Origin of the sequence: Rahnella sp. PCH160 (assembly GCF_047784855.1) — a bacterium.
Classification (GTDB): Bacteria; Pseudomonadota; Gammaproteobacteria; order Enterobacterales; family Enterobacteriaceae; genus Rahnella.
This window is the reverse complement of the sequence record NZ_JBLOGT010000001.1, coordinates 1,036,747-1,057,828: the sequence shown is the minus strand read 5'-3', so window position 1 is coordinate 1,057,828 and position 21,082 is coordinate 1,036,747. Positions and strand designations below refer to the sequence as shown.

The following is a 21,082-nucleotide window of genomic DNA, read 5'->3' as shown; positions in this document are numbered from 1 at the left end:
GTGGGATCTTTGTTTAAACAGGTTTACCGATACACCCACCCGCGGTCATTCAGACACAACGAAACCCTATGGCCCTATATGAAAATAGGCAGGGCAGCTACGGGGGAAATAAAGAAACTCGAGTATCGCGGCCAGTCTGTACCCATTGCCGATCTTTCCTCCTTAAAAGGAAAGTTTTCAGGCCCGCTAATGCTGACCGCCACCGGTCCTTCTGTAAAAGAAATTGATTTTACCCAACCACCACTCCCGGTTCCGGCTTTTGGTGTTAACGGGGCATGGTCGCTAAGCCAATTTTTTGAATTCTCATTTTACGTTATCGTAGACATGGGGTTCTTCGATAAAAAGCCCGAAATCGTGGCTAACATTGTCGCTACACGCGGTTTGACGTTATTCACCACAGCACATGGTATAGCCAGAATTATTGACCGTATCGGGTTGGAAAATCTTCAATGCACATTAGCGCTTATTGAAGATGCCGCCTGTAAAATTTACCAACCAGCCCTGAAGCCTCATGAGCTAAAAGATTTTTATATAAAAGAGAACGCTGCGGCGTTTACTCAGGACCGTGCAGATATCGGGTTTTCTATGGATATCCGCAAGGGGATTTTTGATGCCGGCACAGTAATTTACTGGGCATTGCAAATTTCACTGTATCTCGGTTTTAATGAGTTGTTCATCGCAGGCCTGGATATGAACAACTTTGATAAACCCCGGTTTTATGAAAGCCAGAGCGAAAAGCAACCCACGAACCTTAAAGGTATTTTTACAAGCCTTGTTTTACCTGCATTTGAACATGCCAGCTTATTACTTAAAGATAAAAAAATAAGAGTTATTAATCTTTCAGTCAATAGTGCTATTCCAGACTACATTTTTGAAAAGGTTTCATATAATGATGCATTTTTTAAAAAGAATTAATGCAGAGCATCTTTATTATTTATTCTTTACATTATTTCTTTTCTTTAGTGCGATTTTTTGTGGCTACACAAGATCGACAAACCTCTTCCATTTATCGGGAATAATTTTCCTTTTCCTTATTTTCAGAAACAAAGCCTTTCGCGACAACCTGCTGCACAAAAAACAAATGCTTTACGGCCTGGTTTTTTGCTCAATCTATCTTGTGTATTTCTCATTAAGTACACTTTGGGGCGACATTCCGTCCAATCTCGAATCAGCGTTAACGCACAGTTTATACATCCTGATCTTTGTCGCCATGGTCGCGACAATTTTAAGCAGCGAGAAGAGAGATATTGCGCTGGCCGCAATAATTTTCGGGTTTGTTGCTTTGGCGCTTTTCTTAATCGTTGTTGATTATCAGAATTTACTGACCAACCGTCTCGATAGCTCTTTATCTCCCGGACCGAGCAATGTCATTGATGTTGGAGGATATTTCTCCATCGGGGTAATTCTGTCATTGCTGGCGTTCAAAGAAAGCAAGAAGCCTGTATTTATTATCACGGCATCTATACTCTTCATCGCATTATTACTCACTCAAAGCCGCGGGCCTTTTATTGCCCTGATGATCTCGCTCATCGTAACGTCCCACTACAAAATTCTTTCCAGGAAAAACGTTTTCATTGCCGCCATCGTGCTGGCCGTCGTCATTACAGCAATGTCCTATATCGGTATTACTGAGATGGTCATAGAACGTTTTCAGGAGTTGTCATCACAGATTTACTTACGTCTCAGTATCTGGCGACATACGTTTGAGGTGGTATCTCCGGACATTATTTTCGGTTACGGTTTTGATAAGAGCCTGAATTTCATCAACTACAGTGGCGAGCACATCACCACAACCCACAGCTTGTATCTGGGTGCCATGCTGAAAGGCGGGTTGATAGGTTTAGTTTCACTTCTGCTGCTGCTGGGTTATATCGCTCGCAGGGCGTTTGGCTACATAAAAGAAGACAGGCGCTTTGAGGCAGCTATCTTTATATTCATGCTGATCTTTTATGTTTCTCAGGGAATGTTCAATATCGGTAATCCCAGCGAATGCTGGTACTTATTCTGGTTCCCGATAGCCGTTTTACTGACCGGACAGATAAAGAAAGCCAGATAGGAAAGGGTAAAAATGAGCAAGGGAACAGCGGCTATTCCCTTGCTCTCATCATCAGCGCGGCAACAACAGTTCGATTTTTTCCAGAACATCCTCTGCGTTAATGATAGCCAAAGGTTGTATCTTAATATCCGCGGCAAGATTTTTAATATCCGCAGAAACACGCATAATCTGATGCAATTCCCTATCCTGATAAGGCCCTGTATGGTCGGGATTCGCGGTCACAAAAAGGCTGACAGTTTTTGTTTTCAGCGCAACGGCAAGATGCAGTGGCCCGGTATCCCCGGTAATGAGCACATCCATATTTTCTATGATACCCATCAGTTGCTTCAGATCGGTTTTGCCGATGTAGCTGGTCACCCTTTTTGCTTCATCTTCCGGCAATAAATTCAGAAAAGTTTTCTCATAAGCCAGTTCCATTTTCGTCCCAATCAGCGCCACTTCATACTCTGGCCCCAGTTGGAATATAGCCCTGGCGAGCTCTGAAAATTTTGAAATCGGCCAGCACCTTATCGGCTCAGAGGCACCCATCTGAAAACCAATAATTTTCTTTCCGGTCTCTTTATTAATATGTGGGAAACCAACAGGAATAACCATTTCCTTATTGGAGACATCACACCCTAATAAACTGCACATATTCAATTTTCGTTGAATCAGATGGCAACTTAAAACCGACCCTTCGTTGACCAGCCACTTCTCCATCTCAATTTTCTTACCGCCGTAAATATCCTTGAGGATATATTGGGAACCGGACATCACTGCGCTCAGAATATCGTAGGGTGCTTTTGAGTGTAAAATCACCGTTAACTCAGGTTGCCGCTCTCTGAGGCGAGCAATAAGTTTCCGGACATTTTTTACTTTTTCATCCCAATACACAATCCGGTCAAAAAAATGGCTTCCTTCAACGAGCGTTTTATTCTTTTCACTGGAAACCAGTGTAATGAATGCGTCGGGATAACGTTGTCTTATCGCGCGAATCGCTGGTGTATTGAACATTAAATCGCCGAGTGCAGTGGTCGAGTAAATGGCAATATTTTTGAAATTCTCTTTCGACGAGAATGACTCCCGGCTTTTAAGGGTAGGCTTAATCCTGACATAGCAATGTAAGAAAAGATTAATCCAAAACGTTTTCATTCTTTTCTGCGACATCTTATTTTATCTTCCATTGATAATATTCAGCCAGCGTCATCCCTTGTGACCGTTCACTTATCCAGCTAAACAGCTTTTCTAAATCTTCGTAGAGCCTCTCGATGTCATGCTCATTTTTGAACGTCGGGCTTCCGCCAGGCATAAACTCAGAAGAATGCAGCATAAACTCGATGTAGTCGGAACCCTGCTTAAGAGAATGTTCCGCCACTTTTTGCATATTCTCAACATTGCCGCCAGAGGGGCGCAACCAGAGCGTAGAGGGCGAACGATTTTTGCCCCGAAGCTTATCGTATCCGCTCTTAATTTGGTTGAGCAGTCCGGAGTGCTTCAACTGAATACTCATCGGGACTTCAAGAAGCGGAGAGTTACCCGCTTTCGCAATATCGTTGAGGTCGATGAAATAGGCCTCTTTCGGGAAACGGCTATAATCCGTTCCGCCGGTGCCTTTGGGATTACCTGGTGAAGATGACCAGTTCACATGCGGCGTCACTGAACAATCAACAAGATACCCCTGCTCAACCAGCAGCGACGCGTAGTATTCATTAAAGGCCCAACGACCCGCGCGATGGCTGAGCATTTTGGTCTGGAAATTGTCTTCCAGCAGTTCTGTCATAAACGCCACTTTGGCTTTGATTTGTTCTGCCGGGAATTCAATCAGATAAGGTTTATGTCGCCAGTCATCATCGGTCAGCGCAACAAGCGGAGGACTGTTCCAGGCGTGTAAATGCATGCCCACTTCGCCCTGACCCCGTTTGATCACATCACTGGCAAACTCCACATAAGCAGCGTCCTGCGCCATTTCATAATTCGTCAGATAAACCGGTTTGAAAGCATACTTTTCACACAGGCTCTGGAATCGCGGCAGGAAGCGGGTGTTTTCGGTGGAAATGCGCTCATGATTTTGCCAAAGATTGTCACCCTCGGTATCTATGGTGATGATAAATGCGGGTTTTTTCATTGAACTGGCCTAATTTTATCTTATTAATCAAACGTACAGGATGTCTGTTACGAGGGGATGCGCATGCAAACATACCGTTAAGACAACAATTTATTGGATTGTTTCTATTTTTTGGGATTTCCACCCACAACGCAAGAACCGCGTTGGGTATAGCCTGAGGCTTCAGTGTACTTTAGAATCGTGCTTTGATTCCTAAACAGTGATGAATTATGACGACGGCTCATGCACAAAATCCGGGTTCCTCTATCAGGCGTATCCTTATCATCAAACTGCGTCACCACGGCGATATGCTATTGACGACCCCTGTCGTCAATACATTGAAAGCACGCTACCCTGACGCCGAAATTGATATGCTGATATACCAGGAAACCCGCGATATGCTGGCGGCAAATCCTGCAATTCATCATCTGCACTGCATCGACCGCACCTGGAAAAAACTCGGCGCGCTGTCTCACATGGGTCATGAAATTCGTTTAATGAAACAGGTCATGTCCCGCCATTATGACCTGACCCTCAACTTAAGCGATCAGTGGCGAAGTGCTATCGCTACCCGGCTCACCGGCGCGCCCGTCCGCCTGGGCTTTGATTTCCCAAAACGTCAGGGACTATTTTGGCGTTTTTGCCACACGCAGTTAGTCAGCACGAAAAATCATCACGCCCTTCACACCGTTGAGCAAAACCTCTCCCTGCTGGAACCTCTTCAGCTTTCGTCGTTAAAGCCCGAAGCTACAATGAGTTATGCTCAGGAAGACGGTGAGAAAATTCAGCATTTTTTACAAGAAAATCATATTCCCAATCGCTATATTGTGGTGCAACCAACTTCACGGTGGTTTTTCAAATGTTGGTCAGAAGAAAAAATGGCCGCCATGTTGACGCAGTTGCACGATGAAGGATATCCCCTGGTCGTCACTTCCGGGCCAGATAAGCACGAGCTCGCCATGGTCGACCGTATCCTGAAACTTTGTCCGCAAATCAAGGTGACTTCTCTTGCCGGCAAATTAACATTACGCCAGCTCGCCGCGCTGATTGACGGTGCCGCGCTGTTTATTGGTGTAGATTCTGTCCCGATGCATATGGCTGCAGCATTGAAAACCCCGCTCATCGCCCTGTTTGGCCCTTCAAAACTGGTTTTCTGGCGGCCGTGGGACGCGATCGGTGAAGTTATTTGGGCCGGTGATTACGGCCCCCTTCCTGATCCGGACAATATCGATACCAACACGTCAGAACGTTATCTGAATGCCATTCCCGTTGACGTCGTGACTGATGCGGCCAGGAGATTATTAGCATGAAAGCATTCCGGCTAGCTTTAGTTAGACAGAAATATCGCCCTGACGGAGGTGCCGAGCGATTTGTCTCCAGGGCGCTTGAAGCACTTGAAAACCAAAACATCGAGCTTAATGTCATCACCCGCGAATGGCAGGGTGATATTAATCCCGACTGGAATGTGCACCTCTGCAATCCCTGGAAATTTGGCCGCGTAAGCAGGGAACGCGGTTTTGCCAACGCGGCCCGGCAAATCTGGCAGAAAGAACATTTCGATTTGGTCCAAAGCCATGAGCGGATCCCGGGTTGTGATTTGTACCGGGCCGGTGATGGCGTTCACGTCAGGTGGCTCGAAGAACGTTCTCGATTGCTGCCCAGGCACAAGGCGAAAAGACTTTTTACTGACCGTTTCCACCGTTACGTGATGCAATCGGAGAAGGCGATGTATGCAGCGCCCGAGCTGAAAGCGGTTATCTGCAATGCTGAAATGGTTAAAAAGGAAATCATCGAACAGTTTTCAGTGCCTGCAGAAAAAATTCACGTCATTTATAACGCTGTAAACAATCAGCATTTTATACCCGGCACAGCCTCGCTGCGTGCTCAGTTGCGCCGGCAATACGGTCTTCCTGAGAATGCGACCTGCCTGATTTACGTCGGTTCGGGCTTTGAACGCAAAGGGCTGGACGCGGCAATCAAAGCGATTTCAGGAACGCAGCGACATTTGCTGGTGGTCGGCAAAGATAAAAATGAACCACGCTATCGGGAACTGGCGGCAGCAACCGGCTGTAAAGATCAGGTACATTTCTATGGTGTTCAGCAAAACACGCTGCCGTTCTATCAAATGGCCGACGGACTGTTACTTCCTACGCTATACGATCCGTTCCCCAACGTGATCCTTGAAGCCATGGCCTGCGGTCTGCCCGTGATCACCACACCGACCTGTGGCGGAGCCGAGTTTATTGAGAACGGAAGAAACGGATTCGTTTGTGATGCGCTGAATATCAACGACCTGCAGCAAGCGATTATGGCTCTGCCGTCGAATGTGGTAGATTCTCGCGAGTCTCTACACTCACGGGAAACGGTCATGAACAATACGCCTCAGCGCCTTTCGGAACAGCTCCTGACACTCTATAAACAGCTTCTGAGCCGATGATGAATATTCTGATTGTTATTGATGGTTTGCCAGGCGGCGGTGCCGAGAAGGTTGTTCTGACCTTAGCGGAAGGTTTTTTGCGCGCCGGACACCGGGTCTCGCTATTTTCATTAAGAGACGTTTGTGAGTATCCGCTGCCGGAAGGTCTGACATACCGGGTGATCAGTGATAAAAGCCGCACACCTTGGCGAAAAATCACCGAGCTTTCACGCCGGGCGCGGTTGCTTGATCAGGCCGTACAGGCCAGCGAAGAGTTCGATTTAGTGTTATCAAACCTGCACAAAACCGATCGCATCGTCGCCCGCAGTAAATGCCTTCCCCGTCATAAAGTCTGGTTCTGTTTACACGGTATGTTCTCGACGTCTTATCTGGGGCACCGGACAGGCCTGAGCCGCTGGATGAAAAAACTTAAGATAAAAAGCGTTTATCAGAACCGGAATATCGTCACTGTTTCACAAGCTGTAGCGGATGATTTATCCCATTTCGAACTTCGTCCTTCACAACTCAGGGTCATCTACAATCCGTTCGATATCGATGCTATCAGGCAGGCGGCTGCGCAGGAATGTGAATTTCCACCTGATTCATACCTGATTCATGTGGGCCGTTTTCATGAGAGTAAGCGTCACGACCGGCTGATTCAGGCTTATGCCGAAAGCCACATTGAACTCCCGCTGGTTCTGCTAGGACAAGGTTCAGAGGCACAAACAGAGAAACTGAAAAAAATAGCTCAGGATCTTGGCGTAAAAGACAAGGTTCTGTTTCTCGGATTCAGGCCCAACCCTTATCCTTTCATTCGAAATGCAGCAATGTTGGTGTTAAGTTCGGACAGCGAAGGGTTTGGGAATGTGCTGGTTGAAGCCCTGCTGCTGGCAACACCGGTCGTCAGTACCCGTTGTCCGGGCGGCCCGGCTGAAATCCTGAAAGGGGAACTTGCGCGCGGATTAGCTCAGCTCAACAGCCATGATTTAGCCAAAGTGATGGCGGATATTTACCAACATCCCCCACAAATCAATCAAAAATCTTTATCGGGCTTTGGCATTAAACCTATTTGTGAACAATATTGTTCGCTGGCAAAAAATGCCTGACAGCTAAACAAGAATTCATTCTGAGCACCTGCTGCTCTACGTTTATTTCAGGACCATTATGCTACAGACCCCTTCACTGAGTATTATCGTTGCCGTTTATAACGGGGAGCAATTTCTCGCCCACTTTTTCGACAATATCATCCAGCAGGCATTAACCCATTTTGAGATGATTGTTGTTAATGACGGTTCAACGGATAAAAGTGCAGAAATTATTGAATCCTACCGGGCCTCTTTCAAGATGTTCAAGGTATTCACGATTGAAAATCAGGGGGTTTCCGCTGCACGTAATCACGGTTTATCACAAGCCACCGGCCAGTATCTGGCATTTCCGGACATAGATGACAACATTCATCCTGGTATGTATCAGAAACTGCTGGAGATGGCTGAAAAAAACTCACTGGATGTCGCAACGTGCAATGGGCGATATGTTTATGAAGATAGTGACGAAAGCAAAATAATCTTCCCGCCTGAGCGCTTATCTTCGACAGATGTTTTATCCGGTGACGTCTGGCTCAAACAGGCACTCGACTCCCGCAAATTTCTGCATGTCACCTGGTTAAATATCTACAACCATGACTTTATTCAATGCCATCACTTTTCTTTTGAGCCGGGCCTGAGACATCAGGATATTCCGTGGACCACCGAGATACTGCTGGCGGCAGATCGTGTTCAATATACCAGCGATGTTTTCTACGATTATTTAATCCATTCGAATTCGGTTTCACATAAAACGGACGGTGATGCCACCGAGGTTCGTTCTGCGCATCATTACATGAAGATTCTGCGTATGCTGGATGATATCAATCATCGGTACCCGGAAAAAGTCGCTAAAATTCCGGGGTGTAAATGGCAAATAGCGAAAGAAGGTTTGGGTATTCTTCATACCGTCGACAAAATAAAAGACCCGGCGTTGAAAAAAAAGCTGGTTGAGGAAATTTTTCAGCAAGGCATCTGGAACCTGATGTGGCGTAACGCCAATACTTTCCGCCTCCGCTGGCGGCTTGGCCGTCGGTATTTCAAATTGCGAAAATTAATCAGTGGATAGATCCCGTGCCGGAAGGCTATCGCATCGTAATGCGCGGCCGCCCTGCCTCTGGCGTTAAAAGTATTCGCTTTGATTTGGCTAAAAACTTAGAATTCCAACCCTACTCGAGACTTCACGGATATTATGTTGCAAACGCTGTATACAGTTCTTCTATACCTCATCCAGCCTCTTATCTGGATCCGTTTGCTGGTACGTGGCCGGAAGTCACCGGCATACCGTAAACGCTGGGCTGAACGTTATGGCTTCTGCAAGGGGAAGGTGGTTTCGGGTGGCATCATGCTGCATTCCGTCTCCGTGGGCGAAACGCTGGCGGCCATTCCTTTAGTCCGCGCGCTGCGCCATCGTTATCCTTCATTGCCTATCACAGTCACCACCATGACACCAACAGGCTCTGAGCGTGTTCAGTCCGCTTTTGGTGCCGGTGTTCATCACGTTTATTTGCCTTATGATCTGCCCGGATCGCTGAACCGTTTTCTTGATGAAGTGAACCCCAAGCTGGTTATCATTATGGAAACCGAGCTGTGGCCAAACCTCATCAGCGCTCTGCATCGTCGTAAAATTCCTTTGGTGATTGCCAACGCGCGCCTTTCTGAGCGCTCAGCTAAAGGCTACCAAAAACTGGGCAAGTTTATTCGCACGGTTTTACAACGCATCACGCTGATTGCCGCGCAAAATCAGGAAGATGGCGACCGTTTCCTTTCGCTGGGGCTGAAACGTAATCAGCTCGCGGTGACCGGCAGTTTGAAATTTGATATTTCAGTCACCCCGGAATTAGCGGCTAAAGCCATCGCACTTCGCAGCCAGTGGGCGTCGCGCCGTCAGGTATGGATTGCGACCAGTACGCATGAAGGGGAAGAAATCCTGCTGCTGGACGCACATAAAGAATTGCTGAAGTCTCACCCGACGTTGCTGCTCATTCTGGTTCCACGCCACCCGGAACGATTCCCGGTCGCGTGTGAACTGACGCGTAAAGCGGGTCTGACCTTCACACAGCGCAGTACCGGCGAAGTACCTTCATCGGGAACGCAGGTGGTGATCGGTGATACGATGGGCGAATTAATGCTGCTGTACGGAATTGCCGATCTGGCATTTGTTGGCGGCAGTCTGGTCGACCGCGGGGGCATAACCCTCTTGAAGCCGCAGCACATGCTATTCCTGTACTGATGGGCCCGCATACGTTCAACTTCAAAGATATCTGCGCCAAACTTGCGCAGGACGACGGATTGATCACCGTGACGGATACGCCGTCGCTGGTTAAAGAAATCTCCACGCTGCTGACAGATGAAGACTATCGTCTGTATTACGGGCGTCACGCGGTAGAAGTCTTGCATCAAAATCAGGGCGCGCTTCAACGCCTGCTGCATTTACTGGAGCCTTATCTGCCTGTGCGAGGTCATTAATGGCCGACAAAAAACGTTTATCCGTCGTGCTGATTGCACGCAATGAAGCAGATCTGCTGCCCGAATGCCTTGAGTCTGTGGCCTGGGCAGATGAAATCATCCTGCTCGACTCCGGCAGTGAAGATGCCACGCCGGACGTTGCCCGTCAGTTCGGCGCGAAAGTTTTCACCAACGTGCAGTGGCCGGGTTTTGGCAAGCAGCGCCAGTTAGCGCAAAGCTATGCGACCGGCGATTACATTTTGATGATCGACGCAGACGAACGGATTTCCCCGGAACTGCGTCAGTCGGTTGAAAACGTTCTGAATAACCCGCAGGAAAACACCGTTTATAGCCTCGGTCGCAGTAATTTATTCCTCGGGAAATTTATGCGCCACAGCGGATGGTATCCTGATCGCGTTAACCGCTTATACGCATCATCCTTCCGCTATAACGATGATTTAGTTCATGAATCGCTGAATACTGGCAACGCCGCCGTTGTCCCTTTACAAGGCGATTTACTGCACCTGACTTGCCGGGATTTCTTTGCCTTCCAGCGTAAGCAGCTCAGTTATGCCGAAGCATGGGCCAGTCAGCGTCATCAGCAAGGTCGTCGTTGCAGTTTTTCCTCTGTCATTTCGCACACGTTGGGCGCATTCGTAAAAACCTGGATCCTGCGGGCGGGTTTTCTGGATGGCAAACAGGGTTTTATCCTGGCGGGCGTCAATGCGCAGTATACTTTCAATAAATATGCCGCCCTGTGGGCGCTCAGCCACCAACTGCAAAAGTGAGCCTTTATGAGCACTAAGGCAATTTATCCCGGTACTTTCGACCCGCTGACTAACGGACATCTTGATATCGTTACGCGTGCTGCGCTGATGTTCGATCACGTCATTCTGGCGATTGCCGCCAGCCCAAGTAAAAAACCGATGTTTACTCTGGATGAGCGCGTAGCGCTGGCAACACAGGTCACTGCGCATCTGAAGAATGTCGAAGTGATTGGCTTTAGCGATCTGATGGCGAATTTTGCCAAAGCGCAGGGCGCGAATGTACTGGTGCGTGGCTTACGTGCGGTGTCTGATTTTGAGTATGAAATGCAGCTGGCGAATATGAACCGGCATTTGCTGCCGACGCTGGAAAGCGTGTTTATGATGCCCTCGAAGGAGTGGTCGTTTATTTCATCCTCTCTGGTGAAAGAAGTGGCCCGCCACGGTGGCGACATCACGCCGTTCCTGCCCCAAAAAATCACTCAGGCGCTGATGGAGAAGATCAGCACCTGAGTGTGTTTTACCGCTGGCAGTTCGGGCAAAAAAACGTGGTGCGCTGAGCGTGTTTCTTACTCTCGATGGGCGTACCACATACCCTGCAAGGCTCGCCTGCACGGCCATAAACCTGCAATTCCTGCGCGAAATATCCCGGTTTTCCGTCCGACTGAAGGAAATCCTTCAGCGTGGTTCCGCCCTGCTCAATGGAACGCAACAACACCGCTTTAATGGTTCTGACAAGTAACTCGGCCTCATTGCGTTTCAGTGAATGCGCCAGCTTGTCCGGCGAGATGCCCGCAACAAACAGCGATTCACTGGCGTAGATGTTGCCCACCCCGACTACCAGTTTGTTATCCATCAGCCACGGCTTGATAGGGGATTTTTTGGCACGCGATTTCTCCAGCAGATAATCGGCGGTGAAATCGGTGCTCAGCGGCTCCGGCCCGAGATGCGCTAAAACATTGCTGGCGGCCAGATCAGAAGACCATAACCAGGCACCAAAACGCCGCGGATCGGTATAACGCAACACAAAACCGGTATCCATCACCAGATCGACATGGTCATGTTTACCCGCTTCGGTTTCCTCCGGCAATATCCGCAAACTGCCAGACATCCCCAAATGGATGATGATCCAGCCCGTTTTAAGCTCAACCAAAAGATACTTTGCGCGACGCTGAACACTTAGCACCGGCTGGTCACTGAGCGACAAAATCTCTGCCGAAACAGGCCAGCGCAGACGTGGATTACGCACAATGGCGTGCATAATCGTATGGCCTTTCAGATAGGGTTCAATCCCTCTGCGGCTGGTTTCAACCTCAGGTAATTCCGGCATAATTTCTCCCTTAGCAGAATGATTCTCAGAGTGTGTCGCAGACACAGTTATCAGGCAAACAAAAGTCGCGCTGAGGAAAAATGACTAATTTCAGGCAATAAAAAACCCGGCCGGAGCCGGGTTTTATTAATCCACTAAAATTATTTAATTTTAGCTTCTTTGTAGATCACGTGTTGACGGACAACTGGATCGAATTTCTTCAGTTCCAATTTTTCCGGCTTAGTACGCTTGTTCTTCGTAGTGGTATAGAAGTGACCAGTACCAGCAGAAGAAACCAGCTTGATCTTCTCGCGAACACCTTTAGCCATGATGCAGTTCCTTAATACTTCTCACCGCGGGTACGCAGATCGGCCAAGACCGTCTCAATACCCTTCTTATCGATAACACGCATACCTTTAGCAGATACACGCAGAGTTACAAAGCGCTTCTCAGCCTCAACCCAAAAACGGTGGGAGTGCAGGTTCGGCAGAAAACGGCGTTTGGTCGCGTTCATTGCGTGGGAACGGTTGTTACCGCTCACCGGGCGCTTGCCAGTAACTTGGCAGACTCGGGACATGTCTATATCTCCAAAAATCAAATCAGCTCGAGCTTCGTATAGGGTATGGCCGCCTCGTCAGGCTTTTAGAGCCCATCTCAGCAAACTCCACTGAGAACCGACTCACTGTCGTCGGGTAAAAACCATTTCATCAGGTTAGAAACCTGCTGAGATAGGCTCTTAACGCCAAACCCAAGATTCTCAAAGGTGGCGTAGTATACGCTCTGTAGCGTAAGTGCTCAAGTCCCGAACAGCTAAAGATCCCTAAGGATCTTCAAAAAACGATGCTAAATCCAACCACGTTCAGCAAAAGAGACTGTTTCTCCGTGGCCTACAACCAAATGGTCGAGGACGCGGATTTCCAGCAGTTGGCACGCTCGAATAATCTGTTCAGTCACTTTCCGGTCCATCAGGCTGGGCTCAGCCCGACCCGATGGGTGATTATGCGCCAGAATTAGGGCTGCCGCATTAACCTTCATCGCACCGCGAACAATTTCGCGTGGATACACTTCTACGTGCCCAATAGTACCAGCAAACATCTCCTCATGGCGAATAACGCGATGCTGGTTGTCGAGAAAAAGTACCAGAAAGACCTCTCTTTCCCGAAAAACCAGCAAATTCTGCAAATATTCCCGGATGACCTCAGGGCTGAGCATCGCATTTTCAGCATTCAGGTGGCGCAAATATGACCGGCGAGACAGTTCCGAAACCGCCACTAACTGTGCAAATTTCGCGACGCCCATCCCTTTAATGCCCGCCATTGAAGCAAAATCAGCCATCAGCAATTTATGCAGAGAACCGAATTCTTCCAGAAGATTGCTCGCCAGCGCCATGACGTGCGTCCCCTGGCAACCCGTACGCAAATAAATCGCCAGCAGTTCCTGATCTGTCAGCCCTTTTGCGCCCTGCTGTAAGAGTTTTTCCCGTGGCGGCATTTCGCCCGGCCAGCTTTCCTGTGCTTTCGTCATCCTGACTCCTTTTACGCGCCGATTGTGGCACAGAGCACGGCAAGACAGCGTTTTCGGTTTGAAAGCCTGCGAGGCATTACGCAGAATTTTTATTCATCTGCATAAGAGTATCGCCAATAGCTGTCATCATTCCGCGTTATGCTAAAATGTCGCTTCTTTCGGCTAACAACCAATCGGACAATGATGATGACGGGACTTTCCGGCAAACATATTGTGCTCGGTATCAGCGGTGGTATCGCTGCCTATAAAGCACCAGAACTGGTACGTCGCTTACGTGAAAGAGGCGCAGAAGTGCGCGTGGTCATGACACAAGCGGCCAAATCCTTTGTGACTCCCCTGAGCCTGCAGGCCGTTTCTGGCTATCCGGTTTCTGATGACCTGCTTGATCCGGCGGCCGAAGCGGCAATGGGGCATATCGAGTTAGGCAAATGGGCTGACTTAGTTCTGATTGCCCCCGCAACGGCGGATTTACTGGCGAGAATGAACGCCGGTATGGCGAATGATCTGCTGACGACCGTCTGTCTGGCAACCGCCGCGCCCGTCGCCGTACTGCCTGCCATGAACCAGCAGATGTATCGCGCGGCTGTCACTCAGGAAAACCTGGAAAAACTGGCCGCGCGCGGCACGTTAATCTGGGGCCCCGACAGCGGAAGCCAGGCTTGTGGCGATATCGGCCCCGGCCGGATGCTCGATCCGCTGGTGATTGTCGATTTAGCCAATACCCATTTCTCTGCCCGGAAAGATCTGGCTCACCTGAACATTATGGTCACCGCAGGTCCGACGCGCGAAGCGCTCGACCCGGTGCGTTTCATCAGCAATCACAGTTCAGGAAAGATGGGATTCTCTATCGCCAAAGCTGCCGCAGACCGTGGGGCTCAGGTCACACTGATTGCGGGTCCGGTGTCACAACCGACACCGCCGAATGTCCGCCGCATTGATGTCGAAAGTGCACTGGATATGCAAAAAGCCGTGCAGCTTTCCGCCGCGTCTCAGCAGATTTTCATCTCCTGTGCGGCCGTTGCGGATTACCGTGCGGAGCGGGTTTCTGAAGAAAAAATCAAAAAACAAGGTGATGAAATCACTGTAAAAATGGTCAAAAATCCCGATATTGTGGCAGGCGTTGCTGCAATGACGGAGAACCGGCCTTATGTCGTGGGATTTGCTGCAGAAACCCAGAATGTGGAAGAATACGCGCGGCAAAAAAGGATCCGCAAGAATCTGGATCTGATTTGCGCCAATAACGTTTCACTTGCCGGGCAGGGTTTCAATACTGATACCAATGCTTTGCATCTTTTTTGGCAGGACGGGGATAAAATCTTACCGCTCAGCGATAAGTCCCTGCTTGGTCAACGTTTATTAGAAGAGATTGTCAGCCGTTATGATGAAAAAAATCGACATTAAAATTCTCGACCCGCGCATCGGTTCGACTTTCCCTTTACCTGCCTACGCGACACCGGGCTCCGCGGGTCTGGATTTACGCGCTTGTCTGGACGCGTCTGTAGAGCTGAAACCGGGCGAAACGACGTTGCTGCCAACCGGTCTGGCTATCCATATCGGTGACGCAAATCTGGCGGCGGTTATCCTGCCACGTTCCGGTTTGGGCCATAAGCACGGCGTCGTTCTGGGCAACCTGGTCGGCCTTATCGATTCCGATTATCAGGGCCAGCTGATGGTTTCCGTCTGGAACCGCGGTCAGACAACGTTTGTTATCGAACCGGGCGAGCGCATTGCTCAAATGGTCTTTGTGCCTGTTGTTCAGGCAGAATTCAATCTGGTGGAAGATTTTGACGCCAGTGAACGCGGTGAAGGTGGTTTTGGCCACTCAGGCCGTCAATAAGAACCTGTTCAGCACCGCTGATTTTGACGCGATATTGAACAGATCCTTATCACTATCAGACCGTAACAACACCAAGGGAACGAAATAAGCCGCAGGATCACAGCGATTCATGCGGCAGTTGTGCGGTTTCTCCATGATTTTAGCCGTTTTTTAGCAAGGGTCTATTCAGACATGGCAGAGAAAGAAACGACAAAAAGGAACCGGCGCGAAGAGATTTTGCAGGCGTTAGCGCAAATGCTTCAGTCCAGCGATGGCAGCCAGCGGATCACCACCGCGAAACTCGCCGCCAGCGTAGGCGTTTCGGAAGCAGCTCTATACCGTCATTTTCCCAGTAAGACGCGGATGTTTGACAGCTTAATCGAATTTATCGAAGACAGCCTGATCACCCGTATCAATCTTATCCTGCAGGATGAGAAAGATACGTTGAACCGAATCCGTCTGATTTTGCTGCTGATTTTAGGTTTTGCAGAACGCAATCCAGGGCTGACCCGCATCATGACCGGTCATGCGCTGATGTTCGAACAAGACCGTCTGCAAGGCCGCATCAACCAGCTTTTTGAGCGAATTGAAGCGCAACTGCGGCAGGTATTGCGTGAAAAGAAAATGCGTGAGGGCAGCGGATTCATCATTGATGAAACCCTTCTCGCCAGCCAGTTGCTTGCATTTTGCGAGGGTATGTTGTCGCGGTTTGTGCGTTCAGAGTTCAAGTATCGTCCGACTCAGGACTTTGATACCCGCTGGCCTCTGATTTCTGCTCAGCTGCAATAACGTCAATCTTCAACACGGGTTACAGATGCAAAAAAGGGCCGAAAAGGCCCTTTTTCATTTTTGCCAAATCTTACACGCCGTAGGTTTGCTGATACGCGCGAACAGACGCCAGATGGTCAGCCATTTCCGCTTTCTCCTCCAGATATTCAATTAAATCTGCCAGCGTAATAATTGAAATCACCTTGCAGTGATAATCACGCTCAACTTCCTGAATTGCAGAGATATCAGCGCGGCCGCGTTCCTGACGATCCAGAGAAATCAGCACACCCGCCAGCGTCGCACTGTGGGCATTGATGATTTCCATGGATTCGCGGATAGCCGTCCCGGCGGTAATCACATCGTCAACCAGCATGACGCGCCCCTGCAACGGGCTGCCCACCAGTAAACCGCCTTCGCCGTGATCTTTGGCTTCTTTACGGTTGAAACAATACGGCACATCGCGGTCATGATGTTCAGCCAGCGCGACGGCGGTGGTTGTCGCAATCGGGATCCCTTTGTAGGCAGGCCCGAAGACTAAATCGAAATCAATTTTTGAATCCATCAATGCTTCAGCATAGAAACGTCCCAGTAACGCCAGGTCACGGCCCGTATTAAACAAACCGGCATTAAAGAAGTAAGGACTGATGCGCCCGGACTTCAGGGTAAATTCGCCGAATTTCAAAACCTGTTTGTTCAGTGCGAACTCAATAAACTGGCGCTGATAGGCTTTCATTGATGGTCTCCTCATTAAGGTCTTATATCTGCAATTGTCAGCCCGCAGGCCATAAAAAAAGCGACTTCTCAGTCGCCTTAAAAAATTATTCCGCCAGCGCCGCTTTCTGCGCCTGGAAGATAGTGTCGATCCCCTCCCGTGCGAGGGAAAGTAAAGTGAGCAGTTCTTCGTGGCTGAACGGCTCGCCTTCTGCGGTACCCTGCACTTCAATCATGCGGCCATCTTCCATCATGACCACGTTCATGTCCGTTTCGGCAGCCGAGTCTTCAACATACTCGAGGTCGCACAGCGCTTCGCCTTTCACAATACCGACAGAAACAGCGGCAACCATGCCTTTCATCGGATTGGCTTTAAGTTTACCCGCTGCCACCAGCGCGTTTAGTGCATCCGCCAGCGCCACACAGGCACCTGAGATAGACGCAGTACGCGTACCGCCGTCAGCCTGCAAAACATCGCAGTCCAGCGTGATGGTGAATTCACCCAACTTTTTGAGATCCACTGCCGCACGTAAAGAACGCGCAATCAGACGCTGAATTTCAAGAGTACGGCCACCTTGTTTGCCTTTGGCGGCTTCACGCGCATTACGGCTGTGCGTGGAGCGTGGCAACATACCGTATTCAGCCGTGATCCAACCCTGTCCCTGACCTTTCAGGAAACGCGGAACGCCTTCTTCCACCGTCGCGGTACACAGCACTTTAGTATCACCAAACTCCACCAGCACGGAACCTTCAGCGTGTTTAGTGTAATGGCGGGTCAGTGTTACGGGGCGTACTTGTTGCGCATTTCTGCCTGCTGGACGCATGGATAGTTCTCCGGGTCGCGAATCGTGTTTGGCTGCGCATTATACGGACTTCGCGAGGTAATGCCTATCATGACCCGCTCACCGGGGCTATAATCGCTTCATCTTTACATTAACAGGACGCATACATGATCCGTAGTATGACCGCTTATGCCCGACGCGAAATTAAGGGTGACTGGGGCAGCGCCGCGTGGGAACTTCGCTCGGTAAACCAACGTTATCTCGAAACTTACATCCGTCTGCCAGAGCAATTCCGCAGCCTGGAGCCGGTTGTCCGCGAGCGCATTCGTGCCCGTCTGACACGGGGTAAAGTCGAATGTAATCTGCGTTTTGATCTCGATCCGGGCGCACAAAGCACGTTGCAGCTAAATGAAAAACTGGCGAAACAGCTGGTTGAAGCGGCTCAATGGGTAAAAATGCAAAGCGACGAAGGCGAGATTAATCCGCTGGAAGTTCTGCGCTGGCCGGGCGTGATGCTGGCCGAAGAACAGGATCTGGATGCCATCAGCAATGAACTGCTGCTGGCGCTGGATACCGCGCTGGACGACTTTATCAGCGCGCGCGAAAGCGAAGGTGCTGCACTGAAAACGATGATTGAACAACGCCTCGACGGCGTCAGCACCGAAGTCTTGAAAGTCCGTGCCCAGATGCCAAATATTCTGCAATGGCAGCGCGAACGTCTGGTGAGCAAACTGGAAGACGCGCAGGTTCAGCTGGAAAATACCCGTCTGGAACAGGAACTGGTATTGATGGCGCAGCGTATTGATGTGGCCGAAGAACTCGACAGACTGGAAGCACACGTTAAAGAAACGCATAAAATCATGAAGAAAGAAGAGGCTGTCGGCCGCCGTCTTGATTTCATGATGCAGGAATTTAACCGCGAGTCGAACACGCTGGCCTCCAAATCTATTAATGCCGATGTCACGACTTCAGCTATTGAGCTGAAAGTACTTATCGAACAAATGCGCGAACAGATTCAGAATATTGAGTAAATCGCCCGTTCGGATGCAATAAAAAACGCCTCCCGTCAATCTGACCGGAGGCGTTTTTTTATGCTTTAACGTTGAAAGTCAGAAAGAAATTAATCTTCCCAGCGCTTCAACAGCACGCACGCATTCACGCCGCCAAAACCAAAGCCGTTGGACAGTGCGTAAGTAATGCCGTGTTTCTGCGCCGTATTTCCAACGATGTTAAGGCCTTCTGCCGCTGCATCTTTGTTTTCAAGATTCAGCGTTGGCGGAACGATTTGATCACGCACAGCCAGAATAGTGAAGATAGTTTCCAGACCGCCCGCAGCGCCCAGCAAGTGGCCGGTGGCAGATTTAGTGGACGTTACCGCCAGTTTCCCGTCTGTGCCGAACAGGGTTTTAATCGCGTTGATTTCACCCAAATCACCCACCGGCGTAGAGGTCGCATGCGCATTCAAATGCTGTACGTCGGAAGGCTGAATGCCCGCCTGACGTAAAGCAATTTTCATCGCACGACCAGCGCCGTTGCCGTCTTCCGCACCGGAAGTCATGTGGTAGGCATCACCGCTGGTGCCGTAACCGACGATTTCAGCCAGAATTTTTGCACCACGTGCTTTTGCATGTTCCAGTTCTTCGATAACCAGCATGCCTGCGCCTTCACCCATCACAAAGCCGTCGCGGGCGCTGTCGAATGGACGGGAGGCTTTGTCAGGATGATCTTCATGACCCGCAGACATCGCTTTTGCTGCCGCGAAACCACCCAGACTGACGGTATCGATAGCCGCTTCAGCACCACCGCACAGTGCAACATCCGCTTCATCATTACGAATTAAACGAACGGCATCACCGATTGCCTGAACACCCGCCGCACACGCGGTTACCGGCGCGCCGATTGGGCCTTTGAACTGGTGTTTAATTGAAACCTGACCGGAAGCCAGATTCACCAGGAATGAAGGGATCGTAAACGGGGACAAACGCTTAGCACCACGGCTGTCGTTGGTACGCACCGCATGCGCAATCGCCGGGAAACCACCAATACCAGAACCGATTACAGTTGCAGTACGTTCCTGCTGTTCAGCGGTTTCCGCTTTCCAGCCTGCATTCGCGATCGCCATATCGGCAGCAGCCATGGCGAAAAGAATGAACCGGTCCATTTTTTTCTGGTCTTTCGGTACAACAAACAGGTCGGGTTCGAACCCTGATTCAGGATCCTGTTCCTTAGTTTGTACCTGGCCGCCAATTTTCACGGACAGCGTTGCAACAATTTCTTCCGGCAAAACGCGGATACCAGACTGACCGGCCAGCAGGCGCTTCCAGATAGTTTCGATATCACAGCCCAGAGGACTCACAGCCCCCATGCCGGTAACAACCACTCGACGATGAGTCATAAAAATTTCCTCTCTGTCTGTTAAAGACATAAGTTTCTGCTGAAACTTCCACAAGCGGGCAGAAACGATTTTAATTTAAGGCTGACAGTATGTGACGAATTACGATTTTGTAAACCCGTAACTCGAAAATTTTGTTGCGACTACTTTGCCAGGCTACGCAGAACCAGACCGGTGATGGCCTGAACGCGTTCTTCCAGTTGCTCCGGCGTTTTTTGTTCCAGCAACAGCGGGTGAGAGAACGGCGTCGTCACACTGGTGATGGCCATACAAACTTCATCCAGCGGCGTTTTGCGCTCAAACTCACCGGACTCACGCCCGTCGTTCACTATTTTTTCCACGATGCTATACATGACAGCCCTGTGATTTAACGTGGATTTCCACTGCTGGGCCGAAGCAATAGCGGCCAGATCGTGTAACTTTCTATCCTGAAAGAAGAGATCCAGACTACGTGTTAACAACGTTTTAAAAATTGAACGCAGGCGCAGAGTTGCACTTTGGTCGCTCTGTGCAATCAGCAGTAATGCCTGATCGATCTGGCCGACACGCTGGGAACAGATTGCTTCACCAATCGCTTGTTTTGACTCAAAAAACTTATAAATATAAGCACTTGAAACACCGATTGATTTAGCCAGATCCGCCACAGACGTTTTGGCATAACCATAGAGGCGAAAGTGCTCAAATGCCGCATCAATAATTTGTTCGCGCCGTTCGTGTTCGGCTGGTCCACGCTGAGTTAACGCAACCGGAATTTCGGGCTTCATACACTCCTCCGGACAGATAAAACAATTGGACTTTACGTCTTTAAGTTACGATTTTAAATAATCGTAACTTAAAAGTAGCCGTTTTTCACCTTTATGAAAGAGACTCGTCGGGAAGAAAACGAAAGAAGGATCTAAAAACGGGCAAGCGACATCTGTTTTTCTAATCT

The 21,082-nt window shown here is 49.5% G+C and carries 22 protein-coding genes and 1 pseudogene; 13 read left to right on the top strand and 10 right to left on the bottom strand.

Annotated elements, in window-relative coordinates; all coding sequences use genetic code 11:
• Together ACM5QY_RS04840 and ACM5QY_RS04835 are read left to right on the top strand one after the other, a co-directional pair.
• Positions 1-915 (top strand): sugar glycosyltransferase, encoded by a 915-nt coding sequence (locus ACM5QY_RS04840; RefSeq protein WP_416119471.1) that lies wholly within the window; start codon positions 1-3, stop codon positions 913-915.
• Positions 890-2,056, top strand: coding sequence for an O-antigen ligase family protein (locus ACM5QY_RS04835; RefSeq protein WP_416119470.1), 1,167 nt, complete (start codon positions 890-892; stop codon positions 2,054-2,056). The genes ACM5QY_RS04840 and ACM5QY_RS04835 overlap by 26 nt, the downstream gene beginning before the upstream one ends.
• A gap of 51 nt (positions 2,057-2,107) precedes the next feature.
• Here the strand turns inward: ACM5QY_RS04835 and ACM5QY_RS04830 are convergent, their stop codons facing one another.
• Positions 2,108-3,202: a glycosyltransferase family 9 protein gene (locus tag ACM5QY_RS04830; protein ID WP_416119469.1), complete on the bottom strand. Its 1,095-nt coding sequence runs from the start codon at positions 3,200-3,202 to the stop codon at positions 2,108-2,110.
• Between the two features lies 1 nt (position 3,203).
• On the bottom strand, positions 3,204-4,160 hold the full coding sequence (locus tag ACM5QY_RS04825) for a polysaccharide deacetylase family protein (protein ID WP_416119468.1): 957 nt from the start codon (positions 4,158-4,160) through the stop codon (positions 3,204-3,206).
• A 206-nt stretch (positions 4,161-4,366) separates the two neighbouring features.
• On the opposite strand from ACM5QY_RS04825, the gene rfaQ reads away from it, so the two are divergent.
• The 7 genes and pseudogenes from rfaQ to coaD all read left to right on the top strand — a co-directional run bounded on the left by rfaQ (position 4,367) and on the right by coaD (position 11,362).
• A complete protein-coding gene (gene rfaQ, locus ACM5QY_RS04820; RefSeq protein WP_416122815.1) occupies positions 4,367-5,449 on the top strand; it encodes a putative lipopolysaccharide heptosyltransferase III in 1,083 nt (360 codons plus the stop codon).
• Complete coding sequence (locus tag ACM5QY_RS04815) at positions 5,446-6,576, top strand: glycosyltransferase family 4 protein (protein WP_416119467.1); 1,131 nt, start codon at positions 5,446-5,448, stop codon at positions 6,574-6,576. The genes rfaQ and ACM5QY_RS04815 overlap by 4 nt, the downstream gene beginning before the upstream one ends.
• Positions 6,576-7,661 (top strand): glycosyltransferase, encoded by a 1,086-nt coding sequence (locus ACM5QY_RS04810; protein ID WP_416122814.1) that lies wholly within the window; start codon positions 6,576-6,578, stop codon positions 7,659-7,661. The genes ACM5QY_RS04815 and ACM5QY_RS04810 overlap by 1 nt, the downstream gene beginning before the upstream one ends.
• 58 nt (positions 7,662-7,719) lie before the next feature.
• Positions 7,720-8,706, top strand: a complete 987-nt coding sequence (locus ACM5QY_RS04805; protein WP_416119465.1) for a glycosyltransferase — start codon at positions 7,720-7,722, stop codon at positions 8,704-8,706.
• 126 nt (positions 8,707-8,832) lie between these two features.
• A pseudogene (waaA, locus tag ACM5QY_RS04800) lies at positions 8,833-10,106 on the top strand (lipid IV(A) 3-deoxy-D-manno-octulosonic acid transferase).
• A complete protein-coding gene (locus tag ACM5QY_RS04795) occupies positions 10,106-10,873 on the top strand; it encodes a glycosyltransferase family 2 protein (protein WP_416119463.1) in 768 nt (255 codons plus the stop codon). The pseudogene waaA and the gene ACM5QY_RS04795 overlap by 1 nt, the downstream one beginning before the upstream one ends.
• A gap of 6 nt (positions 10,874-10,879) precedes the next feature.
• Positions 10,880-11,362 carry a pantetheine-phosphate adenylyltransferase gene (gene coaD, locus ACM5QY_RS04790; RefSeq protein WP_416119462.1) on the top strand — a complete coding sequence of 161 codons (483 nt, stop codon included), beginning with the start codon at positions 10,880-10,882 and terminating at the stop codon, positions 11,360-11,362.
• 7 nt (positions 11,363-11,369) lie between these two features.
• On the opposite strand, the gene mutM is transcribed toward coaD, so the two are convergent.
• The 4 genes from mutM to radC form a co-directional block, all read right to left on the bottom strand.
• A complete protein-coding gene (mutM, locus tag ACM5QY_RS04785; RefSeq protein ID WP_416119461.1) occupies positions 11,370-12,179 on the bottom strand; it encodes a bifunctional DNA-formamidopyrimidine glycosylase/DNA-(apurinic or apyrimidinic site) lyase in 810 nt (269 codons plus the stop codon).
• Between the two features lie 140 nt (positions 12,180-12,319).
• Complete coding sequence (gene rpmG / locus ACM5QY_RS04780) at positions 12,320-12,487, bottom strand: 50S ribosomal protein L33 (protein WP_004392084.1); 168 nt, start codon at positions 12,485-12,487, stop codon at positions 12,320-12,322.
• Positions 12,488-12,498: 11 nt separating this feature from the next.
• Entirely contained in the window at positions 12,499-12,735 is a 237-nt protein-coding gene (gene rpmB, locus ACM5QY_RS04775; protein ID WP_004953342.1) for a 50S ribosomal protein L28, read from the bottom strand.
• 266 nt (positions 12,736-13,001) lie between these two features.
• Positions 13,002-13,682 (bottom strand): RadC family protein, encoded by a 681-nt coding sequence (radC, locus tag ACM5QY_RS04770; protein ID WP_416119456.1) that lies wholly within the window; start codon positions 13,680-13,682, stop codon positions 13,002-13,004.
• Between the two features lie 183 nt (positions 13,683-13,865).
• On the opposite strand from radC, the gene coaBC reads away from it, so the two are divergent.
• The 3 genes from coaBC to slmA all read left to right on the top strand — a co-directional run bounded on the left by coaBC (position 13,866) and on the right by slmA (position 16,287).
• The gene (gene coaBC / locus ACM5QY_RS04765; RefSeq protein WP_416122813.1) at positions 13,866-15,083 is read left to right on the top strand and encodes a bifunctional phosphopantothenoylcysteine decarboxylase/phosphopantothenate--cysteine ligase CoaBC; all 1,218 of its coding nucleotides are present in this window, start codon (positions 13,866-13,868) and stop codon (positions 15,081-15,083) included.
• Entirely contained in the window at positions 15,061-15,519 is a 459-nt protein-coding gene (gene dut, locus ACM5QY_RS04760; RefSeq protein WP_013577627.1) for a dUTP diphosphatase, read from the top strand. Before coaBC ends, dut begins: the two co-directional genes overlap by 23 nt.
• Before the next feature lie 171 nt (positions 15,520-15,690).
• Positions 15,691-16,287, top strand: a complete 597-nt coding sequence (gene slmA, locus ACM5QY_RS04755; protein WP_416119455.1) for a nucleoid occlusion factor SlmA — start codon at positions 15,691-15,693, stop codon at positions 16,285-16,287.
• Positions 16,288-16,357: 70 nt separating this feature from the next.
• Here the strand turns inward: slmA and pyrE are convergent, their stop codons facing one another.
• The gene (gene pyrE / locus ACM5QY_RS04750) at positions 16,358-16,999 is read right to left on the bottom strand and encodes an orotate phosphoribosyltransferase (protein ID WP_416119454.1); all 642 of its coding nucleotides are present in this window, start codon (positions 16,997-16,999) and stop codon (positions 16,358-16,360) included.
• A gap of 85 nt (positions 17,000-17,084) precedes the next feature.
• Entirely contained in the window at positions 17,085-17,801 is a 717-nt protein-coding gene (gene rph, locus ACM5QY_RS04745; RefSeq protein ID WP_101079933.1) for a ribonuclease PH, read from the bottom strand.
• Positions 17,802-17,926: 125 nt separating this feature from the next.
• Between rph and ACM5QY_RS04740 the strand changes: the two genes are divergently transcribed.
• Positions 17,927-18,790 (top strand): YicC/YloC family endoribonuclease, encoded by an 864-nt coding sequence (locus ACM5QY_RS04740; protein WP_416119453.1) that lies wholly within the window; start codon positions 17,927-17,929, stop codon positions 18,788-18,790.
• 89 nt (positions 18,791-18,879) lie between these two features.
• On the opposite strand, the gene fabF is transcribed toward ACM5QY_RS04740, so the two are convergent.
• Positions 18,880-20,154: a beta-ketoacyl-ACP synthase II gene (fabF, locus tag ACM5QY_RS04735; protein WP_416119452.1), complete on the bottom strand. Its 1,275-nt coding sequence runs from the start codon at positions 20,152-20,154 to the stop codon at positions 18,880-18,882.
• 140 nt (positions 20,155-20,294) lie between these two features.
• Positions 20,295-20,915, bottom strand: a complete 621-nt coding sequence (locus ACM5QY_RS04730) for a TetR/AcrR family transcriptional regulator (RefSeq protein WP_416119450.1) — start codon at positions 20,913-20,915, stop codon at positions 20,295-20,297.
• Positions 20,916-21,082: the final 167 nt, after the last annotated feature.

Bases quoted from the DNA above. Each gene is read 5' to 3' on its own strand.
- ACM5QY_RS04795 (WP_416119463.1), top strand. From the start codon at position 10,106: ATGGCCGACAAAAAACGTTTATCCGTCGTGCTGATTGCACGCAATGAA.
- radC (WP_416119456.1), bottom strand. From the start codon at position 13,682: ATGACGAAAGCACAGGAAAGCTGGCCGGGCGAAATGCCGCCACGGGAA.
- fabF (WP_416119452.1), bottom strand. From the start codon at position 20,154: ATGACTCATCGTCGAGTGGTTGTTACCGGCATGGGGGCTGTGAGTCCT.
- rph (WP_101079933.1), bottom strand. From the start codon at position 17,801: ATGCGTCCAGCAGGCAGAAATGCGCAACAAGTACGCCCCGTAACACTG.
- rpmG (WP_004392084.1), bottom strand. From the start codon at position 12,487: ATGGCTAAAGGTGTTCGCGAGAAGATCAAGCTGGTTTCTTCTGCTGGT.
- mutM (WP_416119461.1), bottom strand. From the start codon at position 12,179: ATGCCGGAATTACCTGAGGTTGAAACCAGCCGCAGAGGGATTGAACCC.
- ACM5QY_RS04835 (WP_416119470.1), top strand. From the start codon at position 890: ATGATGCATTTTTTAAAAAGAATTAATGCAGAGCATCTTTATTATTTA.
- slmA (WP_416119455.1), top strand. From the start codon at position 15,691: ATGGCAGAGAAAGAAACGACAAAAAGGAACCGGCGCGAAGAGATTTTG.
- pyrE (WP_416119454.1), bottom strand. From the start codon at position 16,999: ATGAAAGCCTATCAGCGCCAGTTTATTGAGTTCGCACTGAACAAACAG.
- ACM5QY_RS04805 (WP_416119465.1), top strand. From the start codon at position 7,720: ATGCTACAGACCCCTTCACTGAGTATTATCGTTGCCGTTTATAACGGG.
- ACM5QY_RS04810 (WP_416122814.1), top strand. From the start codon at position 6,576: ATGAATATTCTGATTGTTATTGATGGTTTGCCAGGCGGCGGTGCCGAG.
- ACM5QY_RS04815 (WP_416119467.1), top strand. From the start codon at position 5,446: ATGAAAGCATTCCGGCTAGCTTTAGTTAGACAGAAATATCGCCCTGAC.
- coaD (WP_416119462.1), top strand. From the start codon at position 10,880: ATGAGCACTAAGGCAATTTATCCCGGTACTTTCGACCCGCTGACTAAC.
- coaBC (WP_416122813.1), top strand. From the start codon at position 13,866: ATGATGACGGGACTTTCCGGCAAACATATTGTGCTCGGTATCAGCGGT.
- ACM5QY_RS04830 (WP_416119469.1), bottom strand. From the start codon at position 3,202: ATGTCGCAGAAAAGAATGAAAACGTTTTGGATTAATCTTTTCTTACAT.
- dut (WP_013577627.1), top strand. From the start codon at position 15,061: ATGATGAAAAAAATCGACATTAAAATTCTCGACCCGCGCATCGGTTCG.
- ACM5QY_RS04730 (WP_416119450.1), bottom strand. From the start codon at position 20,915: ATGAAGCCCGAAATTCCGGTTGCGTTAACTCAGCGTGGACCAGCCGAA.
- ACM5QY_RS04740 (WP_416119453.1), top strand. From the start codon at position 17,927: ATGATCCGTAGTATGACCGCTTATGCCCGACGCGAAATTAAGGGTGAC.
- rpmB (WP_004953342.1), bottom strand. From the start codon at position 12,735: ATGTCCCGAGTCTGCCAAGTTACTGGCAAGCGCCCGGTGAGCGGTAAC.
- ACM5QY_RS04825 (WP_416119468.1), bottom strand. From the start codon at position 4,160: ATGAAAAAACCCGCATTTATCATCACCATAGATACCGAGGGTGACAAT.